This window comes from Actinophytocola sp., assembly GCF_049647105.1.
Taxonomy (GTDB): domain Bacteria; phylum Actinomycetota; class Actinomycetes; order Mycobacteriales; family Pseudonocardiaceae; genus Actinophytocola.
The window spans coordinates 1-14,512 of the sequence record NZ_JBARWZ010000001.1; the positions used below are offsets into that span (position 1 = coordinate 1).

The window sequence follows — 14,512 nt, forward strand, 5'->3', positions numbered from 1 at the left end:
TTCGAGGTGTCGGTGCGGTCGGCGTGGGATTCGGATCTGGTTGATCGTACGGAGTTCACGCAGCCCGCGTTGTTCGCGTTCGAGGTGGCTCTGTACCGGTTGCTGGTGTCGTGGGGGGTGCGGCCCGATTTCGTGATGGGTCACTCGGTTGGTGAGATCGTCGCGGCGCATGTGGCTGGTGTGTTGTCGCTGCCGGACGCGTGTGCGCTGGTGGCCGCGCGGGGCCGGTTGATGCAGGCGTTGCCCGGTGGTGCGATGGCGGCCGTCGAGGCGGCGGAGGCCGACGTTGTGGCCGCGTTGCCGGACGGCGTGTCGATCGCCGCGGTGAACGGTCCGCTCGCCACCGTGATCTCCGGGGCACCCGGCGAGGTGGACGCGCTGGTGGCACGGTTCCGCCGCGAGGGCCGTCGCGCGAAGCGGCTGCGGGTCAGTCATGCGTTCCATTCGGCGCACATGGACGGGATGCTCGACGAGTTCCGTGTGGTGGCGGAGGGTTTGACGTTTCACGAGCCGGTGGTTCCGGTGGTGTCGAATGTGACCGGTCGGCTTGCCGGGGAGCTGACCGATCCGGGGTACTGGGTGCGGCACGTGCGTGCGGCGGTCCGCTTCGCCGACGGCGTGCGGTGGCTGCGGGCCCAGGACGTCACGTCGTTCGTCGAACTCGGCCCGGACGGCGCGCTGACCGCACTCGGCCGCGACTGCGTCGAGGACGCGGCGTTCCTCCCGGTGCTGCGCAAGGACCGGGACGAGCCCCGCGCGGCCGTCACCGCGCTGGCCGAACTGCACGTGCGCGGTGCCGACGTGGACTGGCACGCGTTCTTCGGCGCGGGACCGAGGGTCGAGCTGCCCACCTACCGGTTCCAGCGGCAGCGGTACTGGCTGTCCGGCGACGCCCCCCAGCGCGCGGCCCGGCCGCTCGGCGTGGACGCCACCGGCCACCCGCTGCTCGGCTCCGCCATCCACGTCGCCGACACCGACGAGTACGTGCTCACCGGCCGGATCTCCCGGCACACCCACCCGTGGCTCGCCCAGCACGTCATCCAGGACCGGGTCGTGGTGCCCGGTACGGCACTGCTCGACCTCGCCATCGCGGGCGGCACCCACCTCGGTGCCGACACCGTCGAGGAACTGGTCCTGGAACAGCCGCTCGTGCTGCCCGGGGGCGGGTCGGTGCGCGTGCAGCTGCGGCTGGGCACGCCAGACGAGAACGGCCGCCGGTCCGCCGAGCTGTACGCCGAGGCGGGCGACGGGTGGACCCGCCACGCACAGGGTGCGGTGGCGCCCTCGCTCGCGCAGGCCGGCGAGGCACTCGCCGAGTGGCCGCCCGAGGGTGCCGACGAGATCCCGTTCGACGACCTCCACGACCTCCACGACCGGGTCGCCGGCCGAGGGTTCGGTTACGGGCCCGCGTTCCGCGGCCTGGAGCGGGTGTGGCGGCGCGGTGACGGTGCCGCCGCCGAGGTCTTCGCCGAGGTCGCGCTGCCGGGCGCCGCGGCACCCGATGCCTTCGCACTGCACCCCGCACTGCTGGACGCGGCACTGCACGCGGTCGTGTTCGGCGCGCCAGAGGAGCCGGGGGAGGGGCGCGTCCCGTTCTCGTGGGAAGGCGCCCGGCTGCACGCGACCGGCGCGGTGCGGCTGCGTGTCCGGTTCACCCCCGCCGCCGACGGCGAGTACGCACTGACCGCCGTGGACCCGGCGGGCCGCCCGGTGCTGTCCGTGACCGCGCTGCGGGTACGGCCCCTGGCCGCGTCCGCCACCCGGCCCGCCGCGGGCGGCCTGCTGCGACTCGACTGGCAGGAACTCCCGGTGGCACGGCAGGACATCCCCGCCGAGGTGCCGGTCGTCGTGTGCCCGCCCGCCGACGACGTGCACACCGCCGCGCACCACGCGGCGGCGGTGGTGCGGGAGTGGCTCGCCGAGGACCGCGCGGACCGGCTCGTCGTCGCGACCGTCGGCGACACCGTCGCGAACGCGGCCGCGTGGGGCGTGTTCCGCGCCGCGGCCACGGAGAACCCCGGCCGCGTCACCCTCGTCCACCTCGACGGCACCTCGGCGGCCCGCGAACTGTTGCCGCACGCCGTCACCGCGCTCGACGAACGCGAACTGTCCATTCGCGACGGCGTCGTCCGCGTCCCTCGGCTGGTGCCCGCCACCCCCGCCGGTGTGGCGGACTTCGGCGACGGCACCGTGCTCGTCACCGGTGGCACCGGCGTGCTCGGCGGTCTCGTCGCCCGCCATCTGGTGACCGCGCACGATGTCCGGGACCTGCTGCTCGTCAGCCGCAGCGGGCCCGCCGCGCCCCGCGCGGACGAACTGGTCGCGGACCTCGAGGCACGCGGTGCGCGGGTGCGCGTCGCGGCCTGCGACGTGGCCGACCGTGCCGAGGTGGCCGCGCTGCTCGGCACGGTGCGGTTGACCGCGGTCGTGCACACCGCCGGTGTGCTCGACGACGGCGTGCTGCCGTCGCTGACGCCCGAGCGGATCGACGCGGTGCTCGCGCCCAAGGCCGACGCCGCACTGCACCTCGACGAGCTGACCCGGGACCACGACCTGGCCGCGTTCGTGCTGTTCTCCTCGATCTCCGGCACGGTCGGCCTCGCGGGCCAGGCCAGCTACGCCGCCGCGAACGCCGTCCTGGACGCGCTCGCCCGGCAGCGCCGCGCCGCCGGGCTGCCCGCGGCCTCGCTCGTGTGGGGGCTGTGGGCGAGCGGCATGGGTGCCGAACTGGGGACCGCCGACCGCACCAGGATGGCCAGGGCGGGCCTCGCGCCCCTCTCCGACGCCGACGGCCTCGCCCTGTTCGACGCCGCGTGCGCACTCGACGACGCGGTACCCGTGCCGCTGCGCACCGACGCGGCGACGTTGCGCGCGCCGGACGCCCACGACGAGCTGCCGCACGTCTTCCGCGCCCTCACGCGGCGCACCGCACCCACCGCGGTCGCCACCGCCGCCACCCGGCCCGCCACACCGAGGGGCGAGCGGGAGATCGAGGACCTGCTCCGCACCGAGATCGCCGTGGTGCTCGGCCACGACGGCACGAGCACGATCGACCTCACCCGCGCCTTCCGGGACCTCGGGTTCGACTCGCTGACCGCGGTCGAGCTGCGCAACCGGCTCAACGCGGCGACCGGACTGCGGCTGCCGGCCTCGGTGCTGTTCGACCACCCGAGCCCGCAGCGGCTCATCGCGTTCATCGCCGCCGAGCTGGCCCCCGCACCGGCCGCCACGACCACGACCGCGCGGGTCGCCCCGGTGGACGAGCCGATCGCGATCGTCGGCATGGCGTGCCGGTTCCCCGGCGGTGTGCGCACCCCGGAGGACCTGTGGCGGGTCGTGGCCGATGGCCGCGACGTCGTGTCCGGGTTCCCGGCGGACCGGGGCTGGGACGTCGAGGCGATCTACGACCCCGACCCGGAGCGACCGGGCCGGACCTATGTGCGTGAGGGCGGGTTCGTCGACGACATCGCCGGGTTCGACGCCGAGTTCTTCGGTGTCAGCCCGCGCGAGGCGCTCGCCATGGACCCGCAGCAACGGCTGATGCTGGAGACCTCGTGGGAGGCCTTCGAACGCGCGGGCATCGACCCGGCGGACCTGCGTGGCAGCGACACGGGCGTGTTCACCGGCGGCATGTACTACGACTACGTCTCCCGTCTCGGGGCCGCGGCGGAAGAGGTCGAGGGCTACAACTTCACCGGCGGCTCCGGCAGCGTGATGGCGGGCCGCGTCGCCTACACGTTCGGTCTGCAGGGCCCGACGGTCACGGTGGACACGGCCTGTTCGTCGTCACTGGTCGCACTGCACCTGGCGTGCCAGGCGCTGCGGGCTGGTGAGTGTTCGCTCGCGCTGGCGGGCGGGGTCGCGATCATGGCCACCCCGGGCTCGTTCATCGAGTTCAGCCGCCAGCGTGCGCTGTCGGTGGACGGCCGGGCCAAGGCGTTCTCCGCCGCCGCCAACGGGACCGCGTGGGCCGAGGGCGCGGGCACGCTCCTGGTGGAGCGGCTGTCCGACGCGCGCCGCAACGGGCACCGGGTGCTCGCCGTGGTGCGCGGCTCATCGGTCAACCAGGACGGCGCGTCCAACGGCCTCACCGCACCCAACGGACCGTCCCAGGTCCGGGTCATCGAGCAGGCGCTGGCCGTGGCCGGGCTCGGCACCGACGCCGTGGACGTCGTCGAGGCGCACGGCACCGGCACCCCGCTCGGCGACCCCATCGAGGCGCAGGCGCTGATCGCCACCTACGGCCGGGGCAGGCCGGAGGACCGGCCGCTGTGGCTGGGATCGCTGAAGTCCAACCTCGGCCACGCACAGGCCGCGGCCGGGGTCGGCGGCGTCATCAAGATGGTCATGGCGATGCACGCGGGCACCCTGCCCAAGAGCCTGCACGCCGAAGAGCTCACTCCGCACGTGGACTGGAACGCCGGTGTGCGCGTGCTGCAGGAGCAGCGGGACTGGCCGGAGCAGGGCCGCGCCCGCCGCGCCGCCGTCTCGTCGTTCGGCATCAGCGGTACCAACGCCCACGTCGTGCTGGAGCAGGTGCCAGAACCCGCCGCCGCGCCGGGACAGTCCACCGGGGAGCCGGTGCCGTGGCTGCTGTCCGGCGCGTCGGCCGCCGGGCTGCGGGGGCAGGCGGCGCGGCTCGCCGAGTTCGCCCGTTCGTCCATTGTGGACAGTGCGGCTGTCGCCGGTGCGCTCGCCACGGCCCGCTCGGCGCTGGAGTTCCGCGCCGGGGTGCCCGGCGGGGACCTCGCTGCGCTGACCGCGCTCGCGGAGGGTCGCGAGGCGACAGCAGTGATCCAGGGATCCGCCCGGCCGCGCCGCACGGTGTTCGTGTTCCCCGGTCAGGGCCAGCAGTGGGCGGGCATGGCGGCCGCGCTCTGGGAGTCCTCCCCGGTGTTCCGCGACGAGCTGAGCGCGTGCGCGCGGGTGCTCTCGGACCGGCTCGGCTGGTCGGTGCTCGACGTCCTGCACGGTGTCGACGGCGCGCCGCCGATGGAACGCGTCGACGTCGTGCAACCGGTGCTGTTCTCGATGATGGTGTCGCTGGCCGCGGTGTGGCGCGCGGCCGGGGTCGAGCCCGACGCGGTGGTCGGCCACTCGCAGGGCGAGATCGCCGCCGCCTACGTCGCGGGTGCGCTGTCCATCGAGGACGCCGCCCTGGTCGTGGCCGAGCGCAGCAAGCTGTGGCTGACCCTGGCGGGCCGAGGGGGCATGGTGTCCGTGCTGGCCGCCGCCGGGCAGGTCGCCGACCGGCTCGGCCGCTGGGCCGACCGGCTCGCCGTGGCCGCGGTCAACAGCGCGGGCTCGTGCGCCGTGTCCGGCGACCCGGAAGCGCTCACCGAGATGGTGGACGAGTTCACCGAGGCGGGCTGGCGCTGCCGCTGGATTCCGGGCGTCGACACCGCGGGGCACTCCCCGCAGGTCGACGGTCTGCGGGACGACCTGCTCGCCGTGCTGGCACCGGTCCGCCCGCGCGAGTCCTCGGTGCCGCTGTACTCCACGGTGACCGGTGGCCGGCTCGACACCAGCGGGATGGACACCCACTACTGGTACCGCAACATGCGTGAACCGGTCGTGTTCATGGCCGCGGTGCGGGCGCTGGCCGCCGACGGGCACGACGCGTTCATCGAGGTGAGCGCGCACCCCATGCTGATGGCCGCGCTGAGCGAGACGACGCAGGACGCGGAGGACGGCGCCGAGGATGGCGCGGGGGACACCATCGTGGTGAGCACGCTCCGCCGCGACGACGGCGGTCAGGACCGGGTCCTCACCTCGTTCACCGAGGCGTGGGTGCGTGGTGTCGACGTGGCGTGGGAGAACGTGCTGCCCGGCACCGGCTCCGTCGACCTGCCCACCTACGCGTTCCAGCGGTCCCGCTACTGGCTCGACGTCGGTGACGCGGGCGGTGGCGATGCCGCGTCCGTCGGGCAGACCCGGGCGGAGCACCCGCTGCTCGGCGCCGCCGTGCCGGTGCCCGGCACCGGCGGGGTCGTGCTGACCGGGCGGCTCGCCCCCGGGCGGCAGCAGTGGCTCGGCGACTACGTCCTCGCCGATGCCACCGACACCGCGTTGCTGCCCGGCGCCGCGCTGGTCGACCTCGCACTGCACGCGGGCGAGCAGACCGGTTGTCCCGGCCTGCGGGAGCTGACCGTCGAGACGCCGCTGGCGCTGCCCGGCACGGGTGCGCTCGCGTTGAACGTGTCGGTCGGCCCCGAGGCGGGGGACGGCAGGCGCGTCGAGATCCACACCCGCGCGGCGGACGACGAGAGCGCGGCGTGGACTCGGCACGCCGTCGGTGTCGTCGGGGACGTCGCGGTCCCGGCACACCGGGCCATGCCCGCCGAGTGGCCACCGGCCGACGCGTCCCGTGTTGACCGCGGCGACGGGGCCGACCGCTACGCGCTGCTGGCCGCGGCCGGGATCGTCTGCGGGCCCGCCTACCAGGGCCTGGAACGGGTCTGGGAACGCCGAGGCGCCGACGATACGCCCGCTGAGATCTTCGCCGAGGTCACGCTGCCCGACGAGGCGCCACGCGGGTGCGCGCTGCCCCCGGCACTGCTCGAGGGCGCTCTGCACGCCACCGACGTCGCGGCGACGTCCCTGCCGCTGGAGTGGCGCGACGTGGCGCTGTACGCCGCCGCGCCGGACGCGCTGCGGGTGCGGCTCGTCCGCGACGGGTCGGGCGCGTTCGCGATCGACCTCGCGGACACCGACGGCACGCCGGTCGCCTCGGTCGGCTCGGTGGTGCTGGCGCCATTGCCCGCCGGTGCCCTCCACCGTGGCCACCGCCCCGGCGCCGACTCACTGTTCGGGATCCGGTGGACCGAGGTGCCGCTCCCGGAGCCGCCAGCACGCGGTGACTGGGTCGTGCTCGGCCCCGACACCGGCGGGCTCGCGGACCGGCTCGGTGCCGGTGCCCGCCCCGACCTCGCCGCGTGCACCGGTGACGTCCCGGACGTCGTGCTGTTCCCGCACGAACCCGGCGCGGGCGCGCAGGCCGACCGTGCGCGGGCGGCGACGACGGAAGTGTTGGCACTGCTGCAGTCCTGGCTCGCCGACCCCCGGTTCGCCGGTGCGCGCCTGGTGGTCGTGACCCGCGGTGCGGTCGCGGTGGCCGATGGCGAGGACGTACCGAACCTGGCTGGCACACCGCTGCTCGGGTTGCTGCGCTCCGCGCAGAGCGAGGAACCCGGCCGGTTCGTGCTGGCCGACCTCGACGACACGCCGGAGTCGGCCGCGGCCCTGCCCGCCGCCCTCGCGTCGGGGGAACCGCAGTTGGCCCTGCGTGCCGGGGTGGTGCTGGCGCCACGCCTGGTTCGCCGCGCCGTGCCGGACAAGCCCGCACGGCAGACCGGCACGGTCCTGGTCACCGGCGGCACCGGCACGCTCGGCATGCTCCTGGCCCGGCACCTCGTCACCGAGCACGGCGTGCGGCACCTGATCCTCACGAGCAGGCGCGGCCCGGACGCGCCCGGTGCGGCCGACCTCGCGCGGGAGCTCGCCGAACTCGGTGCGGACGCGACGATCGTCGCCTGCGACGTCGCCGACCGCGGCGCGGCGCAGGCACTGCTGGCGTCGGTGCCCGAGAACCACCCCCTCACGTCGGTGGTGCACGCGGCTGGTGTGCTCGACGACGGCGTGCTGTCGTCACTGACCCCCGGCCACGTCGAGCGTGTGTTGCGCGCGAAGGTCGACGCGGCGGTGAATCTGCACGAGCTGACCCGCGACGCGGGCATCACCGACTTCCTGCTGTTCTCCTCGGCGGTCGGCGTGCTCGGCGGGCCGGGGCAGGCGAACTACGCCGCCGCCAACACCTTCCTCGACGCGCTGGCCCAGCACCGGCAGGCACTCGGGCTGCCAGCCGTCTCGATGGCGTGGGGGCTGTGGACCGAGCGCAGTGGCATGACAGGGCACCTGGACTCCGGCGACGTGTCCAGGCTTGGCAGGCTCGGCGTGGCCGGACTGTCCACAGAGGAGGGACTCGCGCTGTTCGACGCGGCGTGGGCGAGCGGGGATGCGGTGTCCGCGACCGTCCGCCTCGACCTGGCCGCGCTGCGCGCCGGGGGCGAGGAGGTGCCGCCGATGCTGCGCGGTCTCGTCCGCGTCCCACCGCGGCGGGCCACCGCCGGGACGACCGCGGCGGCGCGGGAGGAGACCGGGTTCGCCGACCGGCTCGCCGGTCTGTCCGCAGCGGACCGGTCCCACGCGGTGCTCGACCTGGTCCGCACGCACGCCGCCGCGGTGCTCGGCCACGACGACCCGCACGGCACGCCTGCCACCCGGGGGTTCCTGGACGCGGGCTTCGACTCGCTGACCGCGGTCGAGCTGCGCAACCGGCTCGGCACGGCCACCGGGCTGCGGCTGCCCGCGACGATGATCTTCGACTACCCGAGCCCCGCCGAGCTGGCCAGGTTCGTCGAGTCCCAGCTCGTCCCGGCGGCCGCGCCGGTGTCCGCCGACGAGCAGCTCGACGCCATCGAGCACGAGCTCCGCACGCTGGCGCCACGCGACCCCGCGCGGACCCGGCTGCGGCTGCGGTTGCAGAGCCTGCTCGCCGCGGCCGCGGCGCCGGACGAGGAACCGGCGGACGCGCCGGAGCTGGAGGGCGCGGACTTCGACGAGCTGTTCCAGTTCATCGACGACGAACTCGGGCTCCGCCCGGAATGACCACCCGGATGATCACGAGGATGGGGGCACGGTGAGCGACGACAGCAAGGTGAGCCAGGACCGGAAGGTCCGGGACTACCTCGCCCGGGTGACCGGCGAGCTGCACCGGGCGCGTCAGCGGGTGAAGGAGCTGGAAGGCGAGCGGGACATCGCCGTCATCGGCATGAGCTGCCGCTACCCGGGCGGCGTCATGTCGCCGGAGGACCTGTGGCAGCTGGTCCGCGACGGCCGCGACGTCGTCACCGAGTGGCCGGCCGACCGCGGCTGGGACGTCGAGGGCCTCTACGACCCCGATCCCGCCGCGCCGGGGAAGAGCTATGTCCGCGAAGGCGGGTTCATCACCGACATCGCGGGTTTCGACGCGGGGTTCTTCGGCATCAACCCGCGTGAGGCGCTCGCGATGGAGCCGCAGCAGCGGCTGCTGCTGGAGACCTCGTGGGAGGCGTTCGAACGCGCCCGCATCCCCGCGTCCTCGGTACGCGGCAGCCGGACCGGCATCTATCTCGGTGCGCTGTCCGCGCCCTACGCCGGGGACTTCGGCGCCGCCCCTCGGGAGCTGGAGGGCTACCTGTTCACCGGCAGCACGACGAGCGTGGTGTCCGGACGGGTCGCGTACTCCCTCGGGCTGGAGGGTCCCGCGGTCAGCATCGACACGGCGTGCTCGTCGTCGCTCACCGCGCTGCACCTCGCGGTGCGCGGGCTGCGGGGCGGGGACTGCTCGCTCGCGCTCGCGGGCGGCGTCACCCTGATGCCCTCGGCGGGCTGGTACGTGGAGATGAGCAAGCAGGGCGCGCTCTCGCCGACGGGCCGCTGCCGCACGTTCTCCTCGGCCGCCGACGGGATGTGCATGGCGGAGGGCGCCGGGCTCGTGCTGCTGGAGCGGCTGTCCGACGCGCGGCGCAACGGGCGGCGGATCCTCGCCGTGATCCGTGGCACCGCGGTGAACCAGGACGGCGCGTCGAGCGGTCTCACGGCCCCGAACGGCCCGTCTCAGCAGCGGGTGATCCTGTCCGCGCTGGAGGACGCCGGGCTGACCCCCTCGGACGTGGACGCGGTCGAGGCGCACGGCACCGGCACCCCGCTTGGTGACCCGATCGAGGCGCAGGCGCTGCTCGCGACCTACGGCCGGGGACGCCCCTCGGCGCGGCCGCTGCACATCGGATCGCTGAAGTCCAACATCGGGCACGCCGCGACGGCCGCCGGTGTCGGCGGCGTCATCAAGACCGTCATGGCGCTGCGTGCCGGTGTGCTGCCGAAGAGCCTGCACGTGGACGAGGTCTCCGGCCACGTCGACTGGTCCGATGGCAACGTCGAGGTGCTGCGCGAGGAACGCCCCTGGCCGGCGGTGGACCGGCCGCGCCGCGCGAGCGTGTCCTCGTTCGGCATCAGCGGCACCAACGCCCACGCCGTGCTCGAGTCGGCGCCGGAACCCGAGCTTGCGCCCAGGCAGGTGCAGGCGGGTCCGGTGCCGTGGGTACTGTCCGGCCGGTCCCCTGAGGGGCTGCGCGGGCAGGCGGACCGGCTTGCCGCGCACATCGGGGACGGCGGGCACGAGCCAGCCGACATCGGTCTCTCGCTCGCCACCACGCGCGCCGCGCTGGAACACCGCGCCGCACTCGTGTCCGCGAGCCTGGACGGGTTCGCGGCGGGGCTGTCCGACCTGCCGGGTGCGGTGTCCGGCGTGGCCCGGCCCCGCAGGACCGTGTTCGTGTTCCCCGGTCAGGGCGCGCAGTGGCCGGGCATGGCGACCGAGCTGTTCGCGACCTCGGCGGTGTTCCGCGACCGGCTGACCGAGTGCGCCGCGGTGTTCGAACGGCGCCTCGGCTGGTCCGTGCTCGACGTGCTCCTCGGCGCCGACGGCGCGCCGCCTCTCGAGCGGGTGGACGTCGTGCAGCCGGTGCTGTTCTCGATGATGGTGTCGCTCGCGGAGGTCTGGCGGTCCAACGGCGTCGTGCCCGACGCCGTGGTCGGCCACTCCCAGGGCGAGATCGCGGCCGCCTGCGTCGCCGGGGCGCTGAGCATGGAGGACGCGGCGCTGGTCGTCGCGGAACGCAGCAGGCTGTGGCTGGGGCTCGCGGGGCGCGGTGGCATGGTGTCGGTCCTCGCGCCGGGGGACTGGGTGCGGCCCCGGCTCGCGCGCTGGCAGGACGATCTCGCGGTGGCCGCGGTGAACGGCCCCGGTTCGGTCGCGGTGTCCGGGGCGCGCGGCGCGCTGACGGCGATGATCGACGAGTTCACCGAGGCCGGGGTGCGCTGCCGCTGGATCCCGGGTGTCGACACCGCGGGGCACTCCCCGCAGGTCGACGGGCTGCGTGACGAGTTGCTGGCCGTGCTCGAACCGGTGGCGCCCATGGCGGGTGACATCCCGTTCTACTCCACCGTCACCGGCGGCCGGCTCGACACGCGTGGGATGGACACCCGCTACTGGTACCGCAACATGCGTGAGCCGGTCCTGTTCATGACGGCGATCCAGGCGCTCGCCGCCGAAGGGCACGACGCGTTCATCGAGATCAGCTCGCACCCGATGCTCATGGCCGCGATCTCGGAGACCACCGAGGACACCGAGGGCGGCGACGTCGCCGTGCTCGGCACGCTCCGCCGCGACGACGGCGGCAGGACCCGGCTGCTCACCTCGCTGTGCGAGGCGTGGGTGCGCGGGGTCGAGGTCGACTGGGCCGCCGTGTTCGACGGCACCGGCGCTCGCACCGTCGACCTGCCGACCTACGCGTTCCAGCGCATCCGCTACTGGCTCAACGCCGCGTCGGGAACGGGCGCGGGTGACGTCGCGTCCGTCGGCCAGGCCGCGACGGACCACCCCCTGCTCGGCGCCGCCGTCTCACTGCCAGGTGACGGTGGGCTCGTCCTCACGGGCCGGGTCTCGCTCGCCAGGCAGCCGTGGCTCGCCGACCACGCGCTGGACGGCCGCCCGCTGCTGCCCGCCACCGCGTTCGCCGAGATGGCGGTCCGCGCGGCGGACGTCGCGGGCTGCGACGTGGTCGACGAGCTGACCATGGAACGCCCGCTGTTCCTCGACGGCGACGGCGCCGACCTCCGGCTCACCGTCGACGCGCAGGACGACGAAGGCCGTCGCGCGCTGCGCCTGTACGCGGGCACCGAAGGCAGCTGGACCCGGCACGCCTACGGCACCCTCGCGCCAGGGGCCGAACAGCCGGAGCCGATGGTGGTCTGGCCGCCGCGCGACGCCGAGCCCGTCCCGGTCGTGGACTTCTACGACCGGCTCGCGGACACCGCCTACGGCTACGGGCCCGCGTTCCGTGGCCTCGAGAAGGCGTGGCGCGCGGGCGACGACTTGTTCGCCGAGGTCGCCGTGCCCGCGCAGGACGCGGGGTTCGGCCTCCACCCAGCGCTGCTCGACGCCGCGTTCCACGTGCTCATGGACCCCACGGCGCCGGTGCGGCTGCCGTTCGAGTGGCAGGGGATCCGCCTGCACGCGAGCGGCGCGACCCGGCTGCGCGTCCGGTTGCGCACCACCGGTCCGGACACCGTGTCCGCCGAGTTCGCCGACGAGACCGGCGCACCGGTGGCGTCCGTCGCGTCGCTGGTCCTGCGTGCGGCGGGCACGGCCACCCCGGTCGCGACCGACGCGTTGTTCCGGGTGGACTGGACCGCCGTGCCGGAGACCGCGTCCCCGGCGCCTGCGGACTGGACCTACTGGGCCGACCTCGGCGACCGGGTGCCCGGCACCGTCGTCGTCCCGTTCCTGTCGCGGCCGTCCGAAGCAGACGATCTCCCGGCCGGCACCCGCGCCGCCACGACCGCACTGCTGGCGATCCTGCAGCGGTGGGTCCGCGAGGACCGGTTCGCCGACGCGAAGCTCGTCGTCCTCACCAGCGGTGCGGTCGGCGGCGGCCTCGGGGACGCGGTGACCGATCTGTGCCACGCGCCCCTGTGGGGTCTCGTCCGTGCCGCCCAGACGGAGAACCCCGGCGCCTTCATGCTGCTCGACACCGACGACCCCGGCGCGGTCGGCGACGTGCTGCCCTCGGTGCTCGCCGCCGGCGAGCCGCAGGTCCTGGTGCGGCGCGGAAAGCTGACCGCCGCGCGGCTCGTGCCAGCCACGACGACCGACGTGCTCAGCCCGCCAGGGGACACCTGGCGCCTGGGCACCACCGGCGGCGGCACCATCGAGAACCTGGTCCTGCGCGACTGCCCCGAGGCCCGCGCACCGCTGGCGGACGGCCAGGTCCGCGTGTCCGTGCGCGCCGCGGGCGCCAACTTCCGCGACGTCCTCATCGCACTCGGCATGTACCCCGACCCCGCCGCCGACATGGGTGTCGAGGCCGCCGGGGTGGTCGCCGAGGTGGGTCCCGGCGTCACCAGGTTCGCGCCGGGCGACCCGGTGATGGGCGCGTTCTCCGGCGCGTTCGGCCCGGTGGCCGTCACCGACCATCGCTACCTCGCCCGCATCCCCGACGGCTGGACGTTCACGGCGGCCGCCGCCGTGCCCGTGGTGTTCCTGACCGCCTACCGCGGCCTCGTCGACCTGGCCGCGGTGAAGCCGGGCGAGTCGGTGCTCGTGCACGCCGCGGCGGGCGGCGTCGGCATGGCCGCCGTGCAGCTCGCCCAGCACCTGGGTGCGGAGGTGTTCGGCACCGCGAGCCCCGGCAAGCAGGACGCGCTGCGTGCGCTCGGTCTGCCCGACGACCACATCGCGTCCTCGCGCGATCTCGGCTTCGTGCGGCGGTTCCGCGAGGTCACCGGCGGCCGGGGCGTGGACGTCGTGCTGAACTCGCTCGCCCGCGAGTTCGTCGATGGCTCGCTCGACCTCACGGCCGAGGACGGCCGGTTCATCGAGATGGGCAAGACCGACCTCCGGTCCGGCGACGAGCTGGCCGCGCGCTGGCCTCGGGTGTCGTACGAGGCGTTCGAGACGCTCGATGCCGGGCACGACCGCGTGCGGGAGATGCTCACCGAGATCCTGGCGCTGTTCGAGCGGGGTGCGCTGCGGCCGCTGCCGGTGCGCACCTGGGACGTGCGCCGGGCACCGGAGGCGTTGCGGTTCCTGAGCCACGCCAAGCACATCGGCAAGATCGTGCTCACCGTGCCGGTCCCGCTCGACCGGGACGGGACCGTACTGGTCACCGGCGGCACCGGCGCACTCGGTGCCAAGGTCGCCCGGCACCTCGTCACCGCGCACGGCATGCGCCACCTCGTGCTGGCGAGCCGTAGCGGGGAGGGTGCCGAGGACGTGGTCGAGGAGCTGACCGGTCTCGGCGCGTCGGTGTCCGTGCTGCGGTGCGATGTCGCGCGGCGCGAGGACGTGGCGGCCCTGCTCGCCGCCATCCCCGCCGACCACCCGCTCACGGGTGTCTTCCACGCAGCGGGTGCCATCGACGACGGCATGCTGCCCGCGCTGTCCGCCGCCAGCGTCGACACCGTGTTCGCCCCGAAGGTCGACGGCGCGCTGCACCTGCACGAGCTGACCTCGGACGCGGATCTCGCCGCGTTCGTGCTGTTCTCCGGTGCCGCGGCCACCGTCGGCAACGCGGGGCAGGGCAACTACGCCGCCGCCAACGCGTTCCTCGACGCGCTCGCGACCCGGCGCGCCGCCGACGGCCGGGCGGGGGTCTCCCTGGCGTGGGGTCTGTGGGCCGGGGCGAGCAGGATGACCCGGCACCTCGACGCCGACGAGCTGGGCCGCCGCATGGCGCGCCAGGGCGTCGCCGCGCTGTCGGCGCAGGAGGGCCTCGCGCTGCTCGACGCGTCGCTGGCGCAGGGCGAGCCGTTCCTCGTGCCCATGCGGGTGGACCGCGCCAGGCTGCGTGCGGAGACCGCGCCCGCGCTGTACCGGGCGCTGGTCACGCGGCGGGCACAACCCAGGGCC

The 14,512-nt window shown here is 74.9% G+C and carries 2 pseudogenes; both read left to right on the top strand.

The annotated features are described in order from the left end of the window. Window positions 1-45 precede the first annotated feature (45 nt). Window positions 46-8,667, top strand: a pseudogene (locus WBA97_RS00005) (SDR family NAD(P)-dependent oxidoreductase); the annotation flags it as partial. A gap of 31 nt (window positions 8,668-8,698) precedes the next feature. Then, a pseudogene (locus tag WBA97_RS00010) lies at window positions 8,699-14,512 on the top strand (SDR family NAD(P)-dependent oxidoreductase); the annotation flags it as partial.